Source organism: Methanobrevibacter sp., assembly GCF_030539555.1.
Classification (GTDB): Archaea; Methanobacteriota; Methanobacteria; order Methanobacteriales; family Methanobacteriaceae; genus Methanocatella.
This window is the reverse complement of the sequence record NZ_JAUNXX010000007.1, coordinates 16,984-40,651: the sequence shown is the minus strand read 5'-3', so window position 1 is coordinate 40,651 and position 23,668 is coordinate 16,984. Positions and strand designations below refer to the sequence as shown.

The 23,668-nt window shown below is 33.9% G+C and carries 27 protein-coding genes; 11 read left to right on the top strand and 16 right to left on the bottom strand.

Annotation, left to right across the window (positions count from 1 at the left end):
* The first annotated feature begins 2 nt into the window (after positions 1-2).
* Both recJ and Q4Q55_RS03040 read left to right on the top strand, forming a co-directional pair.
* Entirely contained in the window at positions 3-1,412 is a 1,410-nt protein-coding gene (gene recJ / locus Q4Q55_RS03045; RefSeq protein WP_303371358.1) for a single-stranded-DNA-specific exonuclease RecJ, read from the top strand.
* 60 nt (positions 1,413-1,472) lie between these two features.
* Positions 1,473-2,276, top strand: a complete 804-nt coding sequence (locus Q4Q55_RS03040) for a winged helix-turn-helix transcriptional regulator (protein ID WP_303371346.1) — start codon at positions 1,473-1,475, stop codon at positions 2,274-2,276.
* Here the strand turns inward: Q4Q55_RS03040 and Q4Q55_RS03035 are convergent, their stop codons facing one another.
* Together Q4Q55_RS03035 and Q4Q55_RS03030 are read right to left on the bottom strand one after the other, a co-directional pair.
* Entirely contained in the window at positions 2,277-3,557 is a 1,281-nt protein-coding gene (locus tag Q4Q55_RS03035; protein WP_303371345.1) for a DEAD/DEAH box helicase, read from the bottom strand. It abuts the gene before it with no gap.
* Between the two features lie 28 nt (positions 3,558-3,585).
* A complete protein-coding gene (locus tag Q4Q55_RS03030; protein ID WP_303371344.1) occupies positions 3,586-4,446 on the bottom strand; it encodes a radical SAM protein in 861 nt (286 codons plus the stop codon).
* An 85-nt stretch (positions 4,447-4,531) separates the two neighbouring features.
* On the opposite strand from Q4Q55_RS03030, the gene cas4 reads away from it, so the two are divergent.
* The gene (gene cas4 / locus Q4Q55_RS03025; RefSeq protein WP_303371357.1) at positions 4,532-5,224 is read left to right on the top strand and encodes a CRISPR-associated protein Cas4; all 693 of its coding nucleotides are present in this window, start codon (positions 4,532-4,534) and stop codon (positions 5,222-5,224) included.
* 2 nt (positions 5,225-5,226) lie between these two features.
* Positions 5,227-5,694: a thermonuclease family protein gene (locus tag Q4Q55_RS03020; RefSeq protein WP_303371343.1), complete on the top strand. Its 468-nt coding sequence runs from the start codon at positions 5,227-5,229 to the stop codon at positions 5,692-5,694.
* Here the strand turns inward: Q4Q55_RS03020 and Q4Q55_RS03015 are convergent, their stop codons facing one another.
* From Q4Q55_RS03015 to Q4Q55_RS02985, 7 genes are all read right to left on the bottom strand, one after another.
* Entirely contained in the window at positions 5,695-6,333 is a 639-nt protein-coding gene (locus tag Q4Q55_RS03015; RefSeq protein WP_303371342.1) for a hypothetical protein, read from the bottom strand. It abuts the gene before it with no gap.
* Between the two features lie 35 nt (positions 6,334-6,368).
* Positions 6,369-6,767: an RDD family protein gene (locus Q4Q55_RS03010; protein WP_303371341.1), complete on the bottom strand. Its 399-nt coding sequence runs from the start codon at positions 6,765-6,767 to the stop codon at positions 6,369-6,371.
* 9 nt (positions 6,768-6,776) lie between these two features.
* Positions 6,777-7,796 (bottom strand): hydrogenase expression/formation protein HypE, encoded by a 1,020-nt coding sequence (gene hypE / locus Q4Q55_RS03005; RefSeq protein WP_303371340.1) that lies wholly within the window; start codon positions 7,794-7,796, stop codon positions 6,777-6,779.
* A 102-nt stretch (positions 7,797-7,898) separates the two neighbouring features.
* Entirely contained in the window at positions 7,899-8,273 is a 375-nt protein-coding gene (locus Q4Q55_RS03000) for a 30S ribosomal protein S8e (RefSeq protein WP_292745829.1), read from the bottom strand.
* 191 nt (positions 8,274-8,464) lie between these two features.
* Positions 8,465-8,704 carry a hypothetical protein gene (locus Q4Q55_RS02995; RefSeq protein WP_303371339.1) on the bottom strand — a complete coding sequence of 80 codons (240 nt, stop codon included), beginning with the start codon at positions 8,702-8,704 and terminating at the stop codon, positions 8,465-8,467.
* Positions 8,704-9,144: a hypothetical protein gene (locus tag Q4Q55_RS02990; protein ID WP_303371338.1), complete on the bottom strand. Its 441-nt coding sequence runs from the start codon at positions 9,142-9,144 to the stop codon at positions 8,704-8,706. Before Q4Q55_RS02990 ends, Q4Q55_RS02995 begins: the two co-directional genes overlap by 1 nt.
* A 128-nt stretch (positions 9,145-9,272) precedes the next feature.
* Positions 9,273-9,617 carry a hypothetical protein gene (locus Q4Q55_RS02985; protein WP_303371337.1) on the bottom strand — a complete coding sequence of 115 codons (345 nt, stop codon included), beginning with the start codon at positions 9,615-9,617 and terminating at the stop codon, positions 9,273-9,275.
* Positions 9,618-9,817: 200 nt separating this feature from the next.
* On the opposite strand from Q4Q55_RS02985, the gene Q4Q55_RS02980 reads away from it, so the two are divergent.
* Positions 9,818-10,501 carry a DNA polymerase domain-containing protein gene (locus tag Q4Q55_RS02980; protein ID WP_303371336.1) on the top strand — a complete coding sequence of 228 codons (684 nt, stop codon included), beginning with the start codon at positions 9,818-9,820 and terminating at the stop codon, positions 10,499-10,501.
* 37 nt (positions 10,502-10,538) lie between these two features.
* Positions 10,539-11,231 carry a TIGR02253 family HAD-type hydrolase gene (locus Q4Q55_RS02975; RefSeq protein ID WP_303371335.1) on the top strand — a complete coding sequence of 231 codons (693 nt, stop codon included), beginning with the start codon at positions 10,539-10,541 and terminating at the stop codon, positions 11,229-11,231.
* Between the two features lie 19 nt (positions 11,232-11,250).
* Here Q4Q55_RS02975 and Q4Q55_RS02970 read toward each other — a convergent pair whose 3' ends face one another.
* Together Q4Q55_RS02970 and Q4Q55_RS02965 are read right to left on the bottom strand one after the other, a co-directional pair.
* Positions 11,251-12,024, bottom strand: a complete 774-nt coding sequence (locus Q4Q55_RS02970; protein ID WP_303371334.1) for an exodeoxyribonuclease III — start codon at positions 12,022-12,024, stop codon at positions 11,251-11,253.
* A complete protein-coding gene (locus Q4Q55_RS02965; RefSeq protein ID WP_303371333.1) occupies positions 12,024-13,565 on the bottom strand; it encodes a phenylalanine--tRNA ligase subunit alpha in 1,542 nt (513 codons plus the stop codon). Before Q4Q55_RS02965 ends, Q4Q55_RS02970 begins: the two co-directional genes overlap by 1 nt.
* Positions 13,566-13,682: 117 nt before the next feature.
* Here Q4Q55_RS02965 and Q4Q55_RS02960 point away from each other — a divergent pair, with 117 nt between their 5' ends.
* Positions 13,683-14,096: a C-GCAxxG-C-C family protein gene (locus Q4Q55_RS02960; RefSeq protein WP_303371332.1), complete on the top strand. Its 414-nt coding sequence runs from the start codon at positions 13,683-13,685 to the stop codon at positions 14,094-14,096.
* A 9-nt stretch (positions 14,097-14,105) separates the two neighbouring features.
* Here the strand turns inward: Q4Q55_RS02960 and Q4Q55_RS02955 are convergent, their stop codons facing one another.
* The gene (locus tag Q4Q55_RS02955; RefSeq protein ID WP_303371331.1) at positions 14,106-14,984 is read right to left on the bottom strand and encodes a triphosphoribosyl-dephospho-CoA synthase; all 879 of its coding nucleotides are present in this window, start codon (positions 14,982-14,984) and stop codon (positions 14,106-14,108) included.
* Positions 14,981-15,985 (bottom strand): porphobilinogen synthase, encoded by a 1,005-nt coding sequence (gene hemB, locus Q4Q55_RS02950; protein WP_303371330.1) that lies wholly within the window; start codon positions 15,983-15,985, stop codon positions 14,981-14,983. Before hemB ends, Q4Q55_RS02955 begins: the two co-directional genes overlap by 4 nt.
* Positions 15,986-16,093: 108 nt before the next feature.
* Here hemB and aroC point away from each other — a divergent pair, with 108 nt between their 5' ends.
* Positions 16,094-17,188 carry a chorismate synthase gene (gene aroC / locus Q4Q55_RS02945; RefSeq protein ID WP_303371329.1) on the top strand — a complete coding sequence of 365 codons (1,095 nt, stop codon included), beginning with the start codon at positions 16,094-16,096 and terminating at the stop codon, positions 17,186-17,188.
* Here the strand turns inward: aroC and Q4Q55_RS02940 are convergent.
* Both Q4Q55_RS02940 and Q4Q55_RS02935 read right to left on the bottom strand, forming a co-directional pair.
* Positions 17,185-18,114: an MBL fold metallo-hydrolase gene (locus tag Q4Q55_RS02940; protein ID WP_303371328.1), complete on the bottom strand. Its 930-nt coding sequence runs from the start codon at positions 18,112-18,114 to the stop codon at positions 17,185-17,187. The genes aroC and Q4Q55_RS02940 overlap by 4 nt on opposite strands.
* A gap of 10 nt (positions 18,115-18,124) precedes the next feature.
* Positions 18,125-19,045, bottom strand: a complete 921-nt coding sequence (locus Q4Q55_RS02935) for a DUF2121 domain-containing protein (RefSeq protein WP_303371327.1) — start codon at positions 19,043-19,045, stop codon at positions 18,125-18,127.
* A 353-nt stretch (positions 19,046-19,398) separates the two neighbouring features.
* On the opposite strand from Q4Q55_RS02935, the gene acs reads away from it, so the two are divergent.
* From acs to Q4Q55_RS02920, 3 genes are read left to right on the top strand one after another with little or no spacing between them, the layout of a single operon-like run.
* Entirely contained in the window at positions 19,399-21,495 is a 2,097-nt protein-coding gene (acs, locus tag Q4Q55_RS02930; RefSeq protein ID WP_303371326.1) for an acetate--CoA ligase alpha subunit, read from the top strand.
* A 60-nt stretch (positions 21,496-21,555) separates the two neighbouring features.
* Positions 21,556-21,906: a hypothetical protein gene (locus Q4Q55_RS02925; RefSeq protein WP_303371325.1), complete on the top strand. Its 351-nt coding sequence runs from the start codon at positions 21,556-21,558 to the stop codon at positions 21,904-21,906.
* On the top strand, positions 21,903-22,529 hold the full coding sequence (locus tag Q4Q55_RS02920; RefSeq protein WP_303371324.1) for a DUF447 domain-containing protein: 627 nt from the start codon (positions 21,903-21,905) through the stop codon (positions 22,527-22,529). The genes Q4Q55_RS02925 and Q4Q55_RS02920 overlap by 4 nt, the downstream gene beginning before the upstream one ends.
* A gap of 21 nt (positions 22,530-22,550) precedes the next feature.
* On the opposite strand, the gene Q4Q55_RS02915 is transcribed toward Q4Q55_RS02920, so the two are convergent.
* Positions 22,551-23,522: an ABC transporter substrate-binding protein gene (locus tag Q4Q55_RS02915; RefSeq protein ID WP_303371323.1), complete on the bottom strand. Its 972-nt coding sequence runs from the start codon at positions 23,520-23,522 to the stop codon at positions 22,551-22,553.
* Positions 23,523-23,668: the final 146 nt, after the last annotated feature.

The following is a 23,668-nucleotide window of genomic DNA, read 5'->3' as shown; positions in this document are numbered from 1 at the left end:
TTATTATGGAAATACCACAATCAATGTCTGAACAATACCAAAAAGCAAAGGAAATCATTGAAAGCTCTGAAGATATAAAAATCTACTCACATATCGATTGCGACGGCATCTGTTCAGGCGCAATATTATCAACCATCCTTGACAGACAGAATAAAGAACATGACATAGAATTTGTTAATCTGGACGTATTGGATGATATAAATCTGGACCATGAACTTACAATCTTTTCGGATTTAGGTTCAGGCCAGAGGATTGACACAAATGCCAGTGAAAATCAAAAAATAATCATCCTAGACCACCACCCCCCACTGAGAAGCCTTGACTATGCAGATGATAAAGATTATACCTATCTTGAAATTAATCCCCTTCATCATGGTATAGACGGGTCATATTATGTTTGCGGAGGAGGATTGTGTTACTTTTTGGCTCGTGAATTCGGATATAAAGATTTAAGCTGGATTGGAGTCCTATCTGCAATTGGAGATATGCAAAATACAAAAACAGGACACTTTGAAGGTTTGAATAAAATAATTCAAAAAGATGCAATTGATGAAGGATATCTTCAGCTGACCGAAAGTGACATTAACATTTATGGAAGGAATACGAGACCTCTATTTGTTGCCCTTTCCTATTTCAGTGACGTCAGGCTACCGATTACCAACAACACTACCGAAACAATGGCTGTTTTAGAAGAGCTTGGCATTGATGAAAAACACAACAGAAAAAAATTAAATGAACTTACAATGGAAGAAAAAGGAAAGCTATATCAAAAACTTGTTGAAATGATTTCAAAAGTTGTTCCGGGACGATATGTTAAATATATCCCACAACTGATTATTGGAGATTCCTATACATTTTTAAATGAGGACGAGGACAGTTTTCTAAGGGACGGCTCCGAATTTTCAACAGCTATGAATGCATGCGGAAGAAATCATGAAGAAAAAATAGCCATGGAAGTTCTTAAGGGCGATAGAATTGAAGCATTGGATCAGCTTGAAGCAATCAGCAAAACTCACCGATATAACCTGGCAACATCAATTTCACAGATTGCAGAAAGCGACGATACGAATATCATCGAACTGGAAAACCTCCAGTACTTTGATGGAACTGGAATTAAACCTGAAATAGTTGGAACCGTAACCGGAATGATTCTGGGATATTGCAACTGGAAAAAACCTGTAATCGGATTTACACAAACCGATGCTGACGGTCTTAAAATCTCACTTAGGTGTTCAAGATTATTGTCCTATGACGGAATACACTTCGGGAGCATTATACGTGAAATTGCAAGTCAAGTGGGTGGAACAGGCGGCGGACATGCAATGGCATGCGGTGCTTACATACCGATTGACAAAAAAAGCGAATTTATTGAACTGTTCAATGAAAAATTAACCGGCAGAATTACAAATTAATTTATATAATAATAACTGAATAAATAAATATATCATATTAATTTTATTGGGATGAGAAATATGAAGGCGTTTAAAAAAAGAGGTGCGCTTACTCACTTTCAGATTTTAAGTGAGATATCAAAGCAAGATCCTCACCTTAAACAAAAAGATTTGGCTAAAAGTTTAGGAATAACAATTCAGGCTGTTTCTGAAAATATTAAAACATTAATGGAATTAGGATATATTACTTCAAAAGATGGCAGATCACCTTATAAAATAACTCAAGCGGGTATCGATAAAGTAAAACGAGATGCCATCAGCTTAAGGAAGTATACCGATTCTGTTTTGGAAACTATGAACCATTATAAAACCATATGGCCGGCCATAGCAAAAGAAGATTTAAAAAAAGAAGATATTGTTGGACTCTATATGGAAAATGGTGTTTTATATGCTCATAAAAAAGAAGAAAATGCAACAGGTGTTGTTTTAGAAGATGCTGAAGCTAATTGTGATGTGTCTTTAACTAACTTAACAGGTATTATTGACATGAGCGTTGGTGAAGTCACTCTCATTAATGTTCCGACAATTAAAGATGGTGGATCCAAAGCCTGTGATTTGGATTTAATTAAAACAATCTATGAAAATGGAACAAACAGCGGTCATAAAATAGATAAAGTCGCTGTAGCAGGTACTGTTGCGCGTGCTGTTACAAATAAACTTGAAATACCAATAGATATTGAATTTGCTGCACCGCAAGCGGCAGCCAATGCTGCACGTAAAGGATTGAATGTTATTGCCATTTGTGTTGGAGACATGAGCAAAGCATTTATTCGTGAACTCGAAAATGAGAAAATTAAATTTAATATTATTGATGGTGGAAAATAATTAATTTTCCCTAACCATTTTTAATAGACACGCAGCTATTTCCTCGCTGCTGAGATTTTGTGAAGAACTTTTTTTGATTATTTTTAAATATTCCTCCAAATCATCATTTTTAACAGAATTTTTAACCTTATCCATAATTATTTTGTTTTTGATTTCTTCGATTTCACTTTCAGTAGGAATATTCTTTTGATAAATCTTCATTTTTGATTCTTTTTTAATTGTGTCGAATGAATGAGAATCATGTGGAGCAACTAAAGTAAAGGCATAGCCAATGTTTCCTGCCCTTGCAGTCCTTCCAATTCTATGGATATATCCATCAGTATTTTGGGGAACATCATAATTGATTATGAAGTCCAAATTTGAAATGTCCAAACCTCTTGATGCCACATCTGTTGCAACTAAAAAGCTGACATTGCCATTGCGAAATTTATTCATTACTTTATCCCTTGTTTTTTGAGTCATGTCCCCATGTAAAGCTTCACAGGAGTATTGTCTGCTTTTCAAATTTTTAAATACGAAATCAACACCCTTTTTAGTGTTGCAAAAAATTAATGCTGATTTTATGCTATAAGCATCAAACAGCTTACACAGATCATCGAATTTATATTTATGATTTGTTTTAAAAGAATACTGTGTGATTTTAGGTATATTCTCTGTCTTGTTTTCAATTTTGATAAATTTTGGATTTTTCTGGTAATCCTTAGCGATTTTTTTGATTTCAGAGGGTATTGTTGCTGAGAAAAGTAAAGTTTGCCTTTGGAGAGGAACATTTTTAAGAATCGTTTCAATATCTTCCCTAAAACCCATGTCCAACATTTCATCGGCTTCATCCAATACAACACTTTCAATTCCAATCAAATCCAAATTCCCCCGTTCGATATGGTCAATCACACGACCTGGAGTTCCAACAATGATATGGACTCTTTTTTTTAAAACCCTTGTCTGTTTTCCAATAGGCTGACCACCATAAACAGCCAAAACCTTAAGCTTCTTAATGTATTTACTGAGTTTAACTATCTCTCCAGCTACCTGAACGCATAATTCCCTAGTCGGACATAATATAATAGCCTGTGGTGATTTATCCGGAATAAAAATCTTTTCCAATATTGGAATTGAAAAGGCAAGTGTTTTTCCGCTTCCGGTTTGTGCCTGTGCTGTAACATCACGAAAATCAAGTGCGAGTGGAATCGCCATTTTTTGAATTGGAGTGGCTTTTTTAAATCCCATATCATCAATTGCTTTTAAGATATTATCTGAAATATCGAAATCAGTGAAATTCATCATTTATAATATATTAAAAAACAGATATTTAAATCAATTTGGTCTGATAGGATTTTTGAGGAAATTCATGCAAATACTGAAATATTTCATTAGGATTGTTTAGGATATCGTTTTCAGAGGTTCTCTTTTTAAAAATCTCCATCAGTTTCTTGTTGTTTGGACTTTGAATGGAATAGCTGTCCCCATATTCCTTCATGTACTTTTCTTTTAATCCTGGGAAATTTTCATCAAGCTTGGAATAAAAATACTCCCGATTGCCTTTTCTTAATGTTAACCCCATCCCATAGCATATTATACCTTTAACATTACAATCAATGCAATAATCCAAAATTGAATTGATATTATCCTCATTATCATTAATGTATGGAAGTATTGGACATAGCCACACAACAGTTGGAATATTATTTTCCTTCAATATATTAAGCACTTCAATGCGCCTTTGTGTTGTGCATACGTTCGGTTCTATTATCTGGCACAAATCATCATCTGCAGTAGTTAATGTCATCTGCACAACCGCTTTTGTTTTTTCATTAATCTTTTTGAGTAAATCCAGGTCGTTTAAAATAAGGTCTGATTTTGTAATGCAGGTGAATCCGAAACCGTAATCATAAATTAATTCCAAAGTTTTTTTAACATGTTTCAATTGTTTTTCCAAAGGAATATATGGATCAGTCATTGCCCCTGTTCCAATCATGGATTGCTGTCTTTTTTTAAGTTCTTTTTTGAGCAGTTCCAAATAGTTTTCCTTAACTTCAATATCCTCGAATCTGTGATTCATTCCATAGATTTCACTTCTTGAATCACAGTAAATGCATCCATGAGTACAACCCCTGTATAGATTCATTCCATTATTTTTAGACAGGATGCTTTTAGATGTTACATAATGCATGAAATTACTTTATCAGAATTGATATATAAAAAATTGCCGAGAGTGAATGAAAAGTATTACATGTCAAAAACCACATATTAAAATTATGGAACAAAAAAACATTACCGAATATGGAAAAGAATATGAAATTAAAGAGCATCCTTCGATAAAAGGCATCCAAATAATTGAAGGAAAAAACAATTTCCCAATTAGCTGGCTCAACCAACAGGGATATTGTGAATATCAGATATATCTCCAGTACATGAAAGGCATTGAAACACAACCTACCGCCGCAATGACACATGGAAGCGAAATTCACCAGCAGCTCGAAGACATTTTCAAACAGGATGCTACACCCACCACCTTTGAAGATGCAGTCGAAGCTTCAAAGGAAAACGCATCAATGTCAAGAGAATGCTTTGTAGTTGCACCGGAACTTGGAATCAGAGGATATATTGATGAGATATGGATGAAACCCGATGAAATTGTAATAATAGATGATAAACCTGGCCGCACACCATATCAATCAACGATGAATCAGGTAAGGGCATATTGCCTTGCATTTAAAGAAATGACAAATGACACCCGAAAAATAAAAGCTGCTTTAAGAGAACGAGGAACAAACAACCTATTTTGGATAGAAGTATTCACACCGGAGGTTGAAAGGGAAATCATATTCACAATAAATAGAATGCACGGACTATTTGATGGAACAAAACCCTTCGTGCCAACTAAAAATGCGAATAAATGCAGATCCTGCAGATATAAAAGATATTGCGAACATTACAAAAAAGATTAAAAATGAACAAACGGAAAATCTCATTAATTCTGCTGGCAATATTCATAATATCAATCGGTCTAACGCTAGTAAATAGCCTATTGGAAGATACCAACACATCTGAAAACAAAACAGGCACATTGACAATTGCCAACCAAACAATACACTATGAAAATTTAGGAAAATGCGTTGAAGTAATTGACGGAAACACAATACAGGTTTATGGAATTGGTAAAGTTCAGTTAATTCAGGTAAAAACTCCACAAATTAATGAATCAGGATTCAGTGATGCAAAAAGATTTGTAGAGGAAAGATGTCTTGGAAAAAATGTGTATCTGGATATTGACAATGAACAGCCAAAAGACAAATACGGGAGAACCTTGGCAATAGTCTATACTGATTCAGAAGACATAAACAAAGAATTAATTGACAGAAATCTTGCAAAAATATCTTATTTTGAACCAAGTGAGTTTAAGAAGGGTGAAATATAATTAAACTACCCTATTTAAACCTAAATATATTTTATTTTTATTATAAATTTTTTCCAGTATTTCATTCCATTCATCAACTGTGATATGTCCTTTATTTGGAATCAGACTATCCAGTGAAGATTCATTCAGGTTTAAAATGTCTGCCAGAATATGTGCGAGAGTTTTTCCGGTCAATGACAAATCATATGGATCATATCCGGTTACTGCCAAAACCCATAATTTCTCTCGGGTTAAAGTCTTATACTCTGTTTTAAGTGAATCGAACCAACTGACGATTTTGTTTTCATCATTTCCAATGCCCTGTCCAATGGAAACATAATAATCTTCACCAATGAATTCAATTGAATCCAGGGCCTTTGATATTTTAGCTTTAAGTTCCGGAGAATCCAGACTTAGTTCAAATTCATTATTTTCAACAAAATCGCGAACATACTTTTCAAGTTCCTTTTTATTTTTAAAATATCCAATCGGCTCCAGCCTGTCGGAGTCAATATCGCATAAATCATAGATTAAATCTTCATCAACATCACAGATTTCATATCCTTCAAGTTTATGTGACCTGTATTCCTTAAAATCAATGCAATAATTCTCCAAATCCTCTTTGTTTAGATACCATAAAACCTGAATCTTTTTAATCATAATAATCAAAAAAAATAAAAAAAAGCTGAGCTCATCTAAAGCTCATCAACAACTACAGTTTTTGTAATACTGCACAATATCCTATCTTTATTTAAGACTTTGCCAATAGCCCAATCGAATATTATTGGAACCCAGTATATTTTAGTTAAATTACGTACAATAGCCTGAGCCCAATTAATTCTTGCACCGTTTTTTGACCTTACTTCCAAATACATTAAAGCTTTACCAACGGTAGCGCCTTTGATTTTCTCACAGGAAATAAAGTATAGCAATATTAATACTGGCAATACAACAGGGAAATATTGATAAACACTATATGTATCATAAGGATTCATTAAGAAGTAACATAAATATGATACAATCCACATGAATGATGACACTACGAAAAAATCAAGAATATATGCTATAACTCTTCTTGTAAATATGCTTGCCATTTTATCACCTTAACAAACTCTTGGAACCGGATCTGCGATTGGTGCTTCAAGAATTCTTTCACCACCAATAGGAGTATTCACTATAACATAATCTCCTTCAACCACTTCACCTATAATCGCGGCATTTTCACCATATTTTTCACTTTTAATTGCTTCAAGAACCGCTTCAGCTTTATCTGCTTTAACACCCATGACAACTTTTCCTTCATTAGCTACTTCAAATGGATCGATACCCAACATTTCAGATACAGCATGAACCTCTTCCTTTATTGGAATTGCATCCTGCTCAAGAACAATACCATTTCCGGATTTTGAAGCCATTTCATTAATGGCATTTGCAAAACCTCCCCGAGTAGGATCTTTCATTGCTGTAACTCCACCAATTTCTAATGCTTTTTTAATAATATTCCACATAGGAGCAACATCAGATTTCAAATCGGTTTCAAATCCAAAACCTTCCCTAAAAGACATTAAACTCATTCCATGATCACCTAAGCTGCCTGTGACAATTATCTTGTCTCCCACTTCCAATGTTGAATCACGAATGACCTCACCTTTTTTGGCTATTCCTATTCCTGTTGTCACCATAACAATACCATCAAGCTTATCTTGAGGCATTACTTTTGTATCCCCAGTAATTACAGCAACATCAACTTCTTCACAGGTTTCATTTAAAGATTTCATTATCTTATCCAAATCTTCAATCGGGAATCCTTCCTGCATGATTATTGCATTGGAAATGGCCAACGGACGAGCTCCCATTACAGAAACATCATTGATAGTTCCTGCAGCTGAAATTCTACCAATATCTCCTCCAGGGAAAAATAACGGGTCTATAGTATGTCCATCAGTTGTTACAACAATTTCATAATCGCCTAATGGGATAGATGCACCATCATCCAAATCATCTAAACTAATACCATCATTAACACTCTTTTTTGTGATATTATCCAGAATTGTGCTAGATATCAAGTTAGCCATCACTTCTCCACCAGCACCATGATTCATATTAATTTTATCATCTGACATTTTATCTCCTAAAAAATAACATTATATTATAAAATATGTGAAAAGAAGTATATAATTATTAGTTAAAAATTTAAAAAAAAAAGAGAATTTAAAGAAAAATCTTTAAATTAAAATTCCGTTAATAACACCGTCTTGACCAGGTCTGGATGTTACTTTAGCATTACCTTCAGGAGTTTCTACGATAGCACCTTTAGTAATGATGTTCCTTCTTACATAGTTAGGGTTTGCGGTGTTTTCGATTACTCCAAGGATGTCTACAACTTGGGTTTTACCATTAGCATCAGTAACATTGATTTTATTACCTGTAGCTAATCTGAGTTTTTCGTTTCCACCACGAGTTCTAATTTTTCTTAATTTTTTTTCATCCAATCTAGTTTCAGCAGGATCTCTTCCTAATTCTGATTTTCTTTTTCCACGGTTTGCAACATTTCTTGCACCGGATGGACTTCTAGTTGATTTTCCTTGAGAAATTGCCATTATTTCACCTAATAAATATAATATATAAATAATAATCGCGTCAATAAGACTCTTAAAAATTAAAACTGTAAGCAAGAAAAAATAACAGTTCAATTGTGAGAGCAACAAAGAGCCCTAAAGAATAATGATAATTAAATATTAATTTATCATTATATATAAATGTTTTATTTTTAAGGGCATAATTATGAATTTTACTTTTTATTGTTTAGAATAAAATTATCAATTAATTTATCAAAATCTTCTTCACTAAGATTTTCATCAGAAGCGGCATCAAGAATTTTCTGGATTTCATCTTCTGAAACTGAATCACCTAAAAAATCAATCAATAACTCTCTTAAATCCTCATCATCAATGTATGCTTCATTATTAGATGTAATGCTTTGGGAATTTCCATCCTCATCCAATATATAATATGGAACTTCTTTATTCATTATTCATCCTCATCATTTACAAATTCATAATAAACTATGTCGTAAGGATCATCATCGAAAAACCATTCATTAGGCTCAACAATCTCATCCCCATCATCTATAAATTCATTATCTTCAAAATCGGCGCCTTCAACTTCAATGACGATATTAACATCCCCATCCAAGTTTTCAACATCGATTCCCAACTCATCCAAATCAATGACAATTTCATCCTCATCGATTCCCTCCGGCACCACAATAACAATTTCATCACCGGAGTTAACATTAATTTTATCGTTATTCAAGATATCACCTTCATTTTCAACAACAATAAGTTCTTCATTTCCATCAAATAACTCTACTGAATTATCTTCATCGTTATTGGAAAATGAATTACCTTTTTCAAAGAATTCTTCGATGTTCAAATTACATTCCGGACAAATAAATCTTCTTTCAGCCAATTCAATGCCACATGAAGGACAAAAATTTATCTTGACCGTTTTAATGAAACCTCGCAATTGATATTATTAATATTTTTTAACTCATATTTAAAAGTTGACTACAAAAAAAGAAAAAGAGGACAATAATTCTAATAATTACTATCCATAAGATAATTTAATTCAGGCATTCCAAATCTGTTTTCAGATTTTATAGAGCATATCTTTAAATCTTCAATAAACATGTTGAAAGATAAAAATAGACTATCACAATCAAGGACTATCTTTATATCGGAATTTTCCAACATGCTTTTTGATATATTGAATACATCCGATGCTCCCTCAACGAATATTGAACATGGGACCTTATTTTTATCAATTGCTAAAAAAATCCCTTCCGAAATGCTATAGTCCGCACAATATTTATTTTTTCCGCCAATTTTACCAACAAATATATCGTTTATTTCGTCATAACTTGAAATTAGTCTTTTTTTCATAATATCGACCTCACACATATTATATTCTTTATAACTTATAATCAATGCCCAAGAGCATTTGAAAACTAATATAAAAACTTAATAAATAAAATAAACCGATTTAAAAGCAATATTATTGAAATAAAATTAGAAAATTGATTTGGAAAAGTATTATTAACATCAAAAATATATTATACCATAATAACAAAAAGGTGTTCCAATTGATAAAAGAAACAAAAGAACAGCTAGCTCTTGAAGCCGAAATCAAAGCTCAAGCCCAAAAATTCATCACCTATCTTAATTCAACCCTTCCTGAGAGTATGGAACTTGAATATGAAGGATTTTACAGAAGAGGATTTTTTGTAAGCAAAAAGAGATATGCAGTAATTGAAGATGGAGAAATTATAGCTAAAGGATTAGAATTAGTTAGAAGAGACTGGGCCCCAATTGTTAAAAGTACTCAGGAATCTGTTTTAATGGCAATTTTAAAAGAAGGGGATTCCGATAAAGCCATTAAGGAAGTTAAAAAAGTATTCAAAAGAATCAAAAATGGCGATGTCGATAAAAAGGAACTAATCATACACACACAAATCACAAAGCCTCTTGACCAATACAAACAGGTCGGACCACATGTTGTTGCTGCAAGGAAAATAGAGGAACACGGCATTAAAGTCACACGAGGGACCATCGTACAGTATATAATCGTGAAAGGAAAAGGATCCATTAGCCAGAGAGCCATCCCATATGAATACAGTGAAGGATATGAATATGACAAGGATTACTATATCAATAATCAGATGATACCTGCAATTGAAAGAATCATGTACTCATTCGGATATTCTAAAAAAGACCTGGAAGACATGGCACGCGGTGAAGTCCAGCAAAGTTTGGATGCATTTTTCTAAAAAAATTTATATACATTATAACCAAAATTAAGATTATATGATTAATAATGATGAACGTGTTGTTTTCTTTGATGTAGACGGCACACTACTTGACACATCTGATTTTGCTGAAACAGCAAGAAAAGCAGCTATTGGGCAGATGGTTGATAATGGATTACCATTGGATAAAGATGAAGCATATGGTGTTTTAAAGACCATAATCAGAGAAAAAGGATCCAATTATGGAAAACACTTCAATGTTTTAACTCAAGTTGTTTTAGGCCATGAAGATCCAATGCTTGTAGCGCTTGGAATGATTACCTACCATAATGTTAAAATGGCACTTCTAAGACCATTTCCAGAGACAATCGATACATTAATATATCTTAAAAGTCAGGGATATCGCCTAGCGATTATTTCAAACGGAATCACCATCAAACAATGGGAAAAATTAGTTAGACTCAATGTGCACTCATTTTTTGATGCAGTCATTACTTCCGAAGAAGTGGGCAAAAATAAACCGCACAAATTAATTTACGATGTTTCACTAAGAAAAATGAACGGTAACCCGGAAAAATCAGTAATGATTGGCAATAAATTTAAAGAAGATGCATTAGGTGCTGTAAATGCAGGTATGAGTGCTATTCTTGTAAATTCAGATATTACTGAAGAAGATAGGGACTACATAAAAAAAGAGAAACTTGACATAACAATTATTGATGATATTGGTGATGTGAAAACAATACTGTAATCACCAAAACCAACTATTTTTAAAAATCAAGCTCTAAAGTTACAGGGCAATGGTCAGAACCGTAAATTTCATCTAAAATTTCAGCAGATTTCACTTTATCCTTGATTTCCTCATTCACATAAAAGTAATCAAGTCTCCATCCGGCATTCCTTTCACGTGCACGTGTTCTATAACTCCACCAAGTGAAATTATTTTCACCTTCGTCAAACATTCTGAACGTATCAATGAAACCAGCTTCCTCCAATTCATCAAGCCATGCTCTTTCTTCAGGAAGATATCCTGATTTTCCTTCGCAGTTTTTAGGATTATAAACATCGATTGGATTGTGTGCTATGTTATAATCACCTGTAATTATAATGTTTTTACCCTGGTTTTTTAAATCTACAATCTGCTTTAAAAGCGCATTACAGAAATCAACTTTAAAATCAAGTCTTTTTGCATTCATTCCACTATTCGGGAAGTAAATGTTGTATAAAATAAAGTCAGGATATTCAATTCTTAAAACCCTGCCTTCACCGTCAAGTTCTTCAATACCTAATCCTTTGGTAACCCCAGCAGCTTCGACTTTAGAGTATGTCCCAACTCCACTATATCCTTTTTTTTCGGCTTCATTATAGTACTTGTGGAACCCATCAAAATCAGCTAATCTCTTAGGAATCTTGTCTTCAGTTGCTCTTACCTCCTGAAAATTAATAATGTCTGCATCACTACTTTCAAACCAGTCCCAAAACTCATCTTTTTTAGAGACGGCTCTAATACCGTTTACATTCCAAGAAACCAACTTGATTGACATTATAATTCTACCCCGTTATCAAGAGGAACTTCACGAAGCCAATTAATATCACTTTTGTAAAGCATACGAATATCCTCTACATCATACCTAATCATTGCCAGTCTTTCAATACCTAAACCGAAAGCCAAAGCCGGTTGGTCTATGCCTAAAGGTCTCAATACTTCAGGTCTAAACATTCCCGCACCACCAAGCTCAATCCAGCTTTCTTTTTCCTCCAGATAAATTTCGGTTTCAGTGGACAGGTAAGTGTATGGGAAATATGCTGGCCTGAATCTTACTTCAAAACCTAATTTCTTATAAAACTCCTTTAAGACTCCCAAAAGATTTTGATAACTGATTCCTTCACCACATACAAGTCCTTCCACCTGATGGAATTCAGGCAGATGTTTGTAATCGAAAGTCTCTCTCCTAAATACTCTCCCTACAGAAAACATTTTAATAGGAGGTTCATGCTCAAAAAGGTGTTTAGTGGATATTCCAGTAGTGTGAGTTCTTAAAACACTTTGACGAGCAATATCTTCACTCCAATCATATTGCCAACCGATTGAACCTGTATCAGCACCTGTTTCATGAGTTTCAGCTGTAAGTTTTACTAAATCTCCTTCCGGCAAATCACAGGTCAAGGGATTTTTTAAATAGAAAGTGTCCTGCATTTCACGGGCAGCGTGATCTTGCGGTTGGAAAAGAGAGTCAAAGTTCCAGAATGCAGATTCAACATATTCCCCGTTATCCTCAACGAATCCCATGTCCAAAAAGATTTCCCTTATCTCATCAATGATTACTCTTAACGGGTGTTTTTTACCTGCAAAAATTACAGGAGCCTCTGCATTAATATCATAAGGACGGTACTGTAAGCTTTTCCATTCCCCATCCTTTAATTGTTGGTGTGTTAATTGAGTAGCTTGTTTTTGTATGGTGAACCCTTCTTTTAAAATCGCTTCACCTTTAGGTAGAATAATGAAGGAATGTGAGGTTTCCTTTTTAACATTTAAAATATTTTTCCTACCGGTGAGCTTTTTGACACCATTCATCAAATCATCAGTGAAAAGTTTAACTCCATCCGCATTTGCTTTAAGGTAATCAAGGGTTTTTTCATCCACATCCATTTTGGATACAAAATCCTTTCCGAAATCTGTTATGGTAACCATTCCCTTATCAATGTTTGCCCAGTTTTTACGGCGTAGCCAACCTATAGCAATATTAGTTTCTTTTTTATCGACGCCTGTTTCATCGGATAAGTCTTTCATGTGAATGTGGTCTTTACTGGCCAGAACATCCAATATCCTACGTTCAGGAAGCCCTTTTTCAGCATATTCAACACCATCATCAGTCAATGAATATATTTCTTCAACATCCTTGTGCACTTCAATAATGTCTTTTGAAGCCAAAGACCCCGCTGCACTCATGACTGATTTAATATCCATTTCTGCATTTTTAGCTATATCCTCTGGAGTAGCATTTGGATTATCTCCTAGTTCTTTTAAGAATTTCTTTTCGTAAATATGCAATTCACTAATGGTTTTTTTAATATCCTCACTCATTCAAACACCATAATTTAAGATTAATAATATAATAATATCTGTCAGAAAACATTTATAAATATAGTGCTGATATTAAAAAATAAGAAATTATTTAACAAAAAATACAAAAAATATATTATGACACAAATTAAAGAAGCAATACAATTATTTGAAAACGGTTATATGTGCTCTCAAGCAGTATTTGCAGCATTCAGTGAAAAATTAGGACTTGATAAACATTTGGCTTTAAAGATTGGAGCATGTTTTGGAAGTGGAATGCGTAAAGGAGAAGTTTGTGGAGCTTGCACTGGTGCGCTTATGGCTTTAGGCTTAAAATATGGTGAAAATAAAGCAAAAAGTGATGATGTTTGTGAAAAGTTTCTAGATAAATTCAGTGCTGAAAATGGCTCATACATATGCAATGAATTACTAAATTGTGATATTACAACCCCTGAAGGGGTAAAATTTGCAATTGAAAATAATCTTTTTAAGGAATTCTGTCCAAAAATGGTTGAATCTGCAGCTAAGATTACAAAAGAAATAATTGAATAATTGAAATAATTATTCAAAATTTGATTTCAGATAGCTTACAAAAATAGAAGCCGCAGTTAAATCAGCGGTTGTTCCAGGATTATACTTATTTTTAAATAAAAAGTCATCAAATTCCTTAAGCCTTTCATCAAAATCAACATCATCCTTTAAATTAAGCAAATCCCTTGTCATCATAGAAATCTTCAAGGCTTCATCAGAGCCGTATTTTCTTGAAATTAGAGTATCTGGAACCTGTGACAATATAGTCAGGAATGTCAATACGCAAGCATCGTTTTGAGATTTCTCCTCTTTTAGTTTATGATATGTCGGATAACCTATCTCAAAAACGGCAGGCATATCAGAGGTCATTTCACGAGCCAGCATATCCCATGGAGCTGATATTTTTAATACATCAAACATGGTTTGATTATTTTCTCTCAATTCGTTTTTAGCATTGTCACTTGCCACATCATATTCATCCTGGTCACCCATTCCGCCTGCATCTGCAATGTTGATTGCATCATACAAATCACATGCATCATCAACAGAAGTATTGGCCATTAAAACTTTAATATTTTCACGAATATCATCAAAATCATCACTAATAGCCGCTGCAACAGCAATAGGTGTTGTCATCATGACTATTCCCAAATTGGTGTTATTTTTAATCCACCTATCTGTTTCGGCTACAGCCTGCAAAATGTATTTTCCAAGAAGAGGGTTTTCAACATCCACATCAGTGCATGCCTCACGAATGGTATCGCCTATTACAATCCCACTTATTACAAAGTCTTCGAATACCATATCATCATAGTCACGAGTTCTATGAACATTTCCCGGTTTCGGATATCCGCTTACCTCTAAGGCAGATGCAATCTGCGCAATTTTTGCGATTTCTGAAGGATTCATTCTATCAACTCATTTAAAAGCAAATAAGGTGCAAAGTTAGTGATTATCAAGTCTGCTCCAGCCCTTTTAATTGAGAGAAGGGATTCTAAAATAGCTCTTTCAGTCAAATATCCTTTTTCAATTGCTGCCATAATCATTGAGTATTCCCCACTTACATTATATGCGACCAAGGGAAGCATGAATTCATCGCGAACCATACGGACAACGTCAAGATACGGAAGTGCAGGTTTTACCATCAGAAAATCTGTCCCTTCAATTACATCCAATTCACATTCACGGATTGCCTCAATAGCATTTCCAGGATCCATCTGATAGGATTTTCTATCCCCCAAATGCGGTGATGAACAGGCAGCAACTCTAAATGGTTCATAAAATGCAGATGCATATTTGGCTGAGTATGACATTATCATCACATTTGTGAATCCATTGTCATCCAACGCCTGTCTGATTGCTCCAACCCTTCCATCCATCATGTCTGAAGGTGCAACAATATCTGCTCCCGCTTCTGCATGGGACAGAGCAACTTTTGCAATATATGGGAGAGACTCATCATTCAATATTTCGATTCCATCATCAGTATCATCATTATCCCTTATCATCCCACAATGACCATGAGAAGTGTACTGGCATAAACAAACATCACTGATTATAACAAGGTCTGTTTCTTTTTTAAGTTTTCTGATGGCCTTTTGAACAATGCCAGTTGCTGAGTAATCAGGAGAAGCTATCTCATCTTTGGTATCCTCTTTTGGTATTCCAAATACAATTATTGATTTTAATCCTTTAGATTCAAGTTGTTTTGCAAATTCAACACCCGCATCAAGAGAATATCTGAATTCACCTGGAAGTGATGATATTTCTTCTTTTTGCAATCCCTGAAGCTCTTCTTTAAAATAAATCGGATAAATCAAGTCTTCTTTTTGAAGTTTAGTTTCACGAACAATATCTCTAATTTTTGCATTTTTTCTTAATCTTCTCATTCTTGTAGTTGGAAATTCCATAATAATCACTTAATTAAATATCTTAACTTAGAATTATTTAAAATTATTACCAAACAATAAATAATTAAAACGACAAATATTTCAATAATTATCACAAAGAGGCTGAAAATGTCAAATTCAATTGGAGAAAAATTTAAAGTGACAAGCTTTGGAGCTAGTCACGGTAAAGCTTTAGGAGCTATTGTTGACGGATGTCCTGCAAATCTTGAATTGAGCCAGGAAGATATTCAAAAGGAACTTGATAAAAGAAAACCTGGAACCAGCAGTGTTACAACACCTAGAAAGGAATCAGATGAAGTACAAATATTGTCTGGAATTTTTGAAGGTAAAACCGATGGAACACCAATTACAGGAGTTATCTTCAATAAAAATCAGCATTCCAAGGATTATTCCATGTTTAAAAATACCCCTCGCCCTTCTCATGGAGACTTCGGTTGGATGAGCAAATACGGAAACTATGACTATAACGGCGGAGGTCGTGGAAGTGGAAGAGTTACTGTCGGCCATGTAATCGGCGGGGCAATAGCTAAAAAACTCCTTAAAACACAGGATATTGAAATAATATCACACGTTACCCAAATTGGAAACATTAAAGCTGAGCCTCAGGAATTCAGTATAATCAGAGAAAATGTTGAAAAGAATCCTGTCCGTTGCGCAGACCTAAAAGCGGCCAGTGAAATGGAAAAATTAATTATTGATAAAAAAAGCGAAGGAGATTCTGTTGGAGGAATTGTAGAAACAATAGCTGTTGGCATCCCAGCAGGTCTTGGGGAACCTGTATTTGAAAGATTGGACGGGGATCTTGCAAGAATACTGATGAATATAGGTGCGGTTAAAGGAGTTGAAATCGGTCTGGGATTTGATGTGGCAAATCATACTGGCTCTGAAATAAATGACGAATATCATATTGAAAATGATAAGATAACTACTAAAACCAACAACTCCGGAGGAATAATTGGTGGAATGAGCAATGGAATGCCGATAATTTCAAGAATTGCTGTTAAACCTACCCCTTCAATTTCAAAATGCCAAAATTCCATTAATTTAGAAAAAAGAGAAAATGAAAAAATAGAAATTAAAGGAAGGCATGACCCCTGCATTTGCCCTAGAGTGACAATAGTGGCTGAGTCAAGCACTGCAATTATCTTAGCAGACCATATGATTCGCTCAGGATTCATCCATCCAGCAAATTTGGAACTTTAATTCTTATTTCTTTTTATTATTGAAAGCTCATCAAATTCATTATTTTTAATGGCAGTCTGATAAGAATTGCGCCTTTCACTATTATATAATGTATGACTGGTGCTATGGTTTTGAGATTCCACATCCTTAAGGGATATCAATCTGAATCTTTTAGGATTGTTGTAATTAACATTGAAGGACAATCCATCAAATGCGGCTATTACCTTAACGCCGGTTTCTTTTGAAATCTTTTTAGCTTCAGTGACCGGATTTGAGGAAATCATCTTAAGACCCAAATGAGTCATTACTGCAACTTTCGGTTGCAATTCATTAATCAAGTCAATGAAATTGCGGGAGCACATGTGCCCATGAATAGACCTGTTTCCCGGTCTCAATACACTTGATATCAAAATGTCCGCACCTTTATGATAATAAGGCAATTCATCAAAATATCCGGTATCTGAAGTATAAGAAATTTTAAAGCCGTTATAATCTATCTGAAAACCAACACCTGCAGGATCGCCGTGAAGGGTTTTTGTTCCTTTAACTTTAATGCCGTTTACTTCACTGACCTCATCAGGTTTCAAAACTATTGTATCCGATTTGGATTGATGGTAAGAAGAAATACATGGACCCCATTTTTCAAAACCGTTTAACACACTTGTACTTCCAAAAATGGTTCCATAACTTCTGGTCATCCCTCTGGTCATTGCCTCTATGAGAATTTCCGCATCATTATAATGATCAGTGTGTGCATGTGAAACAAAAATACCGCTTAAATTTCGAGGGTCAAAACCAAACTGATAAGTTCTTATGAGAGCTCCAGGCCCCGGGTCAATATGATAATTCTTTCCATTAAGATTATCAATCCTAAATCCCCCAGTCATTCGTCTCTGAGATATGGCAGAAAATCTGCCACCCCCACTTCCTAAAAAAGTTAATTTCATTTAAATCCCATCATAATGAACATAAAATAACGTCACATTTTAGAGGAGACTTATTCTTTTTAATGCATAACTCCTCATTATCAATTGTGACTTCATCCCCTATTTTAACATCACTACTTTCTGTAAACATTATTACATTTTGACCCGGTGCTGCCAATTGTTTCCAATTTCCGTCCAATGCCTGTGTTTTAGCATTTAGTTGAACATATAAAATATTTCCATCAATATTTACGATTTTACCCACATCACCTTTGTCGATAATTTTGCTAGCCATTTCTATTTCAATACTCTGTTGGACAATTTGTTCTGTTAGATTCTGTCTGAATTTAACTAACACCTTAACATCATTGTCAATTGTTATGTTCAAATGTTTTTGAGCTTGAGAAGAATTATAATGCGGACCCTGTTTCAATATATCGCAGTTAACACCCACAGTAGGGGTTTTTGATGAAACTTCCTTAATAACTTCTTCAAATACTTCGCCTTTGGATTTTAAACTTGAAGAAGGTTTGAATTTTCTTGAAATTAATGTCTCCGCCATTTTTTTAGCAAAATTATTACCGAAAATTACAATTCCGCTTTCACCGGCTTTACGTGAAGAGACCTCTGAACCCAATAGTTCAACTAATTGATAACCATTAGTAGTTCCGTAAATTCTTCTGCGTTTTGTTTCAAACGCCCCTTTAGTGCTTACTTCCCCCCTCACACAGTTGCCGACAATTTTTAATTTGCTAGCATCATCTGTAATTTTTACAGAAATACCAAGTTCACTAGCTCTTTTATTGAATTCATCATCAGAGCTAATTTCACCATTATACAATTCTTTTTCTAAAACTTCTAAATTTTCTTTATCACCGAAATAACCTATTTTTCTTTTATCTGCTGCCATTACACAGCCTTTCTTTCCAATGTAAGCAATTATTAAGCTCATATAATTCCCCTTAATTTCATATATTATAATATTTGAAATTATAATATCAAAAGTTTATTATTTATATATAATTATAATTATCCTACATTATAAAGTTTAAGCGAAAATATCCAATATCCCTAAAAAAATTTTAAATCTAAAATGTTTTATTTTTTTGAAAAAAGTTATTTATAAATTCAAAAATTAAAAAAACAATTACATATATTATCGTATCTTATTTTATACAGTCTTTAAGCGAATATTAAACAATATATTTAAATATCATATAACATATATTATAATTATAATAATTGTTAATTATTTATCATTATAAATTAATATAATGTTAACAAAAATTATTAGGAGAGAAACTTATGATCGATCTCAATAAGATGTTTAAACCTGAATCCGTGGCTGTTATTGGTGCTTCCAATACACCAGGAAAAGTAGGATACATCATTGTGGACAACCTAATCAATGATGGATTCGAAGGAGAAATATATCCGGTAAACCCAAAAGGCGGAGAGATTTTAGGTAAAAAAGCTTATGCAAACATTACCGATGTTCCGGGAGATGTTGACTTAGCAATTATAACAATCCCTTCCGTATTTGTAAACACTGCCGTTAAAGAATGTGGTGAAAAAGGCGTTGAAAATATGGTAGTTATTACTGCCGGATTTAAGGAAGTCGGTGGAGAAGGAGCTAAATTAGAAGCAGAATTAACAGCACTTGGTGAAGAATATGGAATAAACATTATTGGACCAAACAGTTTAGGAATCACTGATTCACACACACCATTAAACGGGTCATTTTCCCAAATGATGCCTCCGACAGGAAATATGGCATTTATTTCCCAAAGTGGAGCAATGATGGTGGCTATTATCGATTGGAGCGTAACTTCCGGAATCGGATTCAGTAAAGTAATCAGTTTAGGTAACAAAGCCGGAGTAAGTGAAATTGAATTATTGCAATATTTAGCGGAAGATGATGAAACTAAAGTAATCATTTGTTATCTTGAATCCATTTCTGATGATGAAGACTTTGTAAGAACAATGAGAGAAACTGCTCGTAAAAAACCTATTATTGTACTTAAATCCGGTTCAAGTTCAGCAGGAGCAGAAGCAGCATCCTCACACACAGGTGCGCTTGCAGGAAGTGACCTTGCATTTGATACCGCATTCAGACAATCAGGAATTATGCGTGTAGAAACAATGGCAGAATTATTTGATTTGGGATTAGCATTCTCCAAAGCCCCACTTCCAAAAGGGGACAATGTAGCTATCATCACCAATGCAGGTGGTGGAGGAGTACTTACAGTAGATGCTATGGAAAAAGTAGGTTTAAACCTCGTTAAATTCGATGAAGAAACCACTGCCAGATTAAAAGAATGTGTTACTGATGAAGGTAGTGCTAAAAACCCTATTGACGTATTAGGTGATGCCCCAGTTAGCAGATATAAAGAATCTTTAGAAATTGTATTGAGCCAGGATGAAGTTGACAGTCTAATTATCATGGTTTGTCCTACCGCATCAGCAGATCCTGATGGAATTGCAAATGCAATTTTAGAAGAGAGAAAAGAATTTGACAAACCGATTATTGTTGTTAACATGGGTGGACCATCATTTGAAGCTGCAAATGAAGCCTTAAGGGACAACGGAGTGCCAACATACGTATTCCCTGAAACTGCCGTAACTGCACTCGAAGCAATGACAAGATATGCTGAACTCGAAAATAAGGAATATGATGATGTCATTGAAAAAATCGATGATATGGACAAGGATGCAGTAAAAGCAATATTCGACAAAGTTAAAGCTGATGGAAGAGATACTCTACTTGGTAGTGAAGCATATGCAGTGGCTGAAGCATATGGAATTTCAGCAGCACCAATTAAATTATCAACAAGTGCTGATGAAGCAGCGACTTTAGCCGAAGAAATGGAATTCCCTGTTGTGCTTAAAATTGCATCAGATAAAATTTTACACAAATCAGATATTGGTGGTGTAAAAGTAGGAATTTCAACAGCAGAAGAAGCAAAAGCAACTTATGACGAAATTATTGCAAATGCAAAAGCTGCACACCCAGATATTGTTCCAGATGGCGTGGAAGTTCAAAAAATGATGGACTCCGGTGAAGAAGTGATTGTTGGTATGATTCGTGACAAACAATTCGGACCAATGATTGCATTCGGTATGGGTGGAATCTATGTAAACCTCATCGAAGATGTTTCATTCAACCTTGCAAAAGGAATGAGTTCTCAAGAAATTGAAGAACAAATCGCCTCAACCAAAGTATCCAAATTACTTGAAGGATACAGAGGTGAAGCACCTTGCGATGTTGAAGAAGTCAAAGAAGCTATTAAAAGAGTGGCCAGATTAACCTTAGACTTCCCAGAAATATCCGAGTTAGACATTAACCCAATCTTTGTTTACGAAGAAGGTTCATCTGCACTCGATATTAAAATCAAATTATAATTTCTCAAATTGAGAAATTTACTCTTTTTTTATTTCTTATTCAAAAATTTAGTGATTGCCATGAATGGTGAACTTGACTTAGAATTGTATACTATTTCTTTAATAGCATTAAATAATGCTTTAGAAAATTTAGAAACCCCTGAAATAAAAACAACTTTTGAAGAAATCTCTGGAAATTTCAAAGAATTATATGAAGACATCATCACCGATTTAAACCGGGAAGAAATTCAATTCAACGAATATTACTTATTCTTTGAAAATGGAAAAAATACATTTCCACAATATATTGAAACTCTAAAACAGATTAAAAATGATGAAATTAAAGGCAGCTTAGATTCATTAATTAATGTATTCGAAAATCTGAACAAAATCGCCAGTGCCTTTCCGGTACAACAGGAAATGATAAAATGAATGAAACTTTAGAAAAAATAGGAATAAACACAGATGAAAGATATGAATGCATTTATACCACAATTGATGGTGATGGCAATAAGAACTCCGCAGCCATTGGTTTAAAGTATTTTGGTGAAGATGACATTGGATGCAGGATATTTGAAGGTTCACAAACATTAAAAAACATTCAAGAAACTAAAAGATATGTTGTTAACATCACCCAAGATCCTATGATTTTTACTAAATCAACATTAGATAAACTTCCAAAGGAATATTTCACTGACGATGAGGATATTGCAATTCTAAAAGATGCAGGGTCATATATCATTGTTAATGTAGTTGACATTAACGAACAAAAAGCTGAAAATACACCAATTGACAATGACCAAAGCATTTTCATGATTAAAGGTAAAATCGAAAAAGTCGTTGTTAATGATGAAAGTATTAAAGCATTTAACAGAGCATTTTCAGGGATTATCGAATGTCTAGTTAATGTTTCAAGATATAAAATCGTTGATGATGAAAAAAGAGCCGAATATATGGGCAGAGTTATTGAAAATGACAGAATGATTTCAAGAATCGGGAACAAACAATCAAAAGAAGTCATGGAATTAATAAAAAAAGAATATGAAAAAAATTAAAATAAAAGCATAGTTATTTAACTATGCTTCCCAGTACAATTTGTCTTGAGATACAGTACTGTTTAGAATACCAATGTCCACTTCAAGTTTTTGGAATGCATCCACATCTGATTTGAAATCTTTATCAATACCTGAAATGAATGGGAAACTTTCAAGTGAAAGAGCTTCTAAATCAGAATCAGAAACAATATCTTTAGGTAATAATTTTACTACTTCAGAAGCATTACCTGCTTTAATATTGTCATTGATGAATTTAGTAGCGTTTTCATGAATAGCTATAATTTCTTTAGTTTCATTTTCATGGTTTTTAATGAAATCATCGGATGCAACTACAACACAGCATGGGTGGTCTGGTAAAATTCCAGAAGAGTTTTCTAACACAACATTATTTGTGTCATTTGCTGCGATACTTACATAAGGTTGGAAAGTAATAATTCCATCAATTTGTTTGGTTTTTAAAGCATCATTCATTGAAGGAACTTTCATAGCAGAAATATTCAAATCATCAGTAGATAAATTATTTTGTTTCAAGTAATATGAAAGTAATACATATTGAATGGAAGCTTCACCAGGAGTTGCAATTGATTTACCTTTTAAATCAGCAGCAGAAGTAATATTAGAATCTTTAGTTACAATAATTCCACTACCTTCAGTTTGAGCAGAAGAAATAACTTTAACAGGAACTCCTTTAGCTACAGAAGATAAAACAGGAGCAATCCCAACATATCCAACATCGACTTCACCACTAGCCATAGCAGTCATCAAGTCTCCACCATTGTTGAATTGAACAAGTTCGGTTGTAATATTCTTTTCAGCGTATTTACCTTGAGCGTCTGCAACGAAAAGTGCTGCATCGTGGTCGGAAGGTAAATAACCTATCTTTACAGTGTCGTCTCCTCCGCCTAAAAAGTCGAAGAGACCTGCACTAGCTGAGCCCATTACAAGGAATGCGGCAAGTGCCAACACTAAAACAAAAGTAATTTTTTTATTCATTTTTAATCTCCGTAAATTAAGTTAACTTATTTACAGTATTACTTTAAAGTGAATACTATATATAAATTGCCTCTTAATTTTATTAACAATTGTTATATTTTGAATCCCTATTTAAATAATTAACTTTAAATGATATAAATATTTTG

Bases quoted from the DNA above. Each gene is read 5' to 3' on its own strand.
- Q4Q55_RS03040 (WP_303371346.1), top strand. From the start codon at position 1,473: ATGAAGGCGTTTAAAAAAAGAGGTGCGCTTACTCACTTTCAGATTTTA.
- Q4Q55_RS03035 (WP_303371345.1), bottom strand. From the start codon at position 3,557: ATGAATTTCACTGATTTCGATATTTCAGATAATATCTTAAAAGCAATT.
- Q4Q55_RS03030 (WP_303371344.1), bottom strand. From the start codon at position 4,446: ATGCATTATGTAACATCTAAAAGCATCCTGTCTAAAAATAATGGAATG.
- cas4 (WP_303371357.1), top strand. From the start codon at position 4,532: ATGGAACAAAAAAACATTACCGAATATGGAAAAGAATATGAAATTAAA.
- Q4Q55_RS03020 (WP_303371343.1), top strand. From the start codon at position 5,227: ATGAACAAACGGAAAATCTCATTAATTCTGCTGGCAATATTCATAATA.
- Q4Q55_RS03015 (WP_303371342.1), bottom strand. From the start codon at position 6,333: ATGATTAAAAAGATTCAGGTTTTATGGTATCTAAACAAAGAGGATTTG.
- Q4Q55_RS03010 (WP_303371341.1), bottom strand. From the start codon at position 6,767: ATGGCAAGCATATTTACAAGAAGAGTTATAGCATATATTCTTGATTTT.
- hypE (WP_303371340.1), bottom strand. From the start codon at position 7,796: ATGTCAGATGATAAAATTAATATGAATCATGGTGCTGGTGGAGAAGTG.
- Q4Q55_RS03000 (WP_292745829.1), bottom strand. From the start codon at position 8,273: ATGGCAATTTCTCAAGGAAAATCAACTAGAAGTCCATCCGGTGCAAGA.
- Q4Q55_RS02995 (WP_303371339.1), bottom strand. From the start codon at position 8,704: ATGAATAAAGAAGTTCCATATTATATATTGGATGAGGATGGAAATTCC.
- Q4Q55_RS02985 (WP_303371337.1), bottom strand. From the start codon at position 9,617: ATGAAAAAAAGACTAATTTCAAGTTATGACGAAATAAACGATATATTT.
- Q4Q55_RS02975 (WP_303371335.1), top strand. From the start codon at position 10,539: ATGATTAATAATGATGAACGTGTTGTTTTCTTTGATGTAGACGGCACA.
- Q4Q55_RS02970 (WP_303371334.1), bottom strand. From the start codon at position 12,024: ATGTCAATCAAGTTGGTTTCTTGGAATGTAAACGGTATTAGAGCCGTC.
- Q4Q55_RS02965 (WP_303371333.1), bottom strand. From the start codon at position 13,565: ATGAGTGAGGATATTAAAAAAACCATTAGTGAATTGCATATTTACGAA.
- Q4Q55_RS02960 (WP_303371332.1), top strand. From the start codon at position 13,683: ATGACACAAATTAAAGAAGCAATACAATTATTTGAAAACGGTTATATG.
- Q4Q55_RS02955 (WP_303371331.1), bottom strand. From the start codon at position 14,984: ATGAATCCTTCAGAAATCGCAAAAATTGCGCAGATTGCATCTGCCTTA.
- hemB (WP_303371330.1), bottom strand. From the start codon at position 15,985: ATGGAATTTCCAACTACAAGAATGAGAAGATTAAGAAAAAATGCAAAA.
- aroC (WP_303371329.1), top strand. From the start codon at position 16,094: ATGTCAAATTCAATTGGAGAAAAATTTAAAGTGACAAGCTTTGGAGCT.
- Q4Q55_RS02940 (WP_303371328.1), bottom strand. From the start codon at position 18,114: ATGAAATTAACTTTTTTAGGAAGTGGGGGTGGCAGATTTTCTGCCATA.
- Q4Q55_RS02935 (WP_303371327.1), bottom strand. From the start codon at position 19,045: ATGAGCTTAATAATTGCTTACATTGGAAAGAAAGGCTGTGTAATGGCA.
- acs (WP_303371326.1), top strand. From the start codon at position 19,399: ATGATCGATCTCAATAAGATGTTTAAACCTGAATCCGTGGCTGTTATT.
- Q4Q55_RS02925 (WP_303371325.1), top strand. From the start codon at position 21,556: ATGAATGGTGAACTTGACTTAGAATTGTATACTATTTCTTTAATAGCA.
- Q4Q55_RS02920 (WP_303371324.1), top strand. From the start codon at position 21,903: ATGAATGAAACTTTAGAAAAAATAGGAATAAACACAGATGAAAGATAT.
- Q4Q55_RS02915 (WP_303371323.1), bottom strand. From the start codon at position 23,522: ATGAATAAAAAAATTACTTTTGTTTTAGTGTTGGCACTTGCCGCATTC.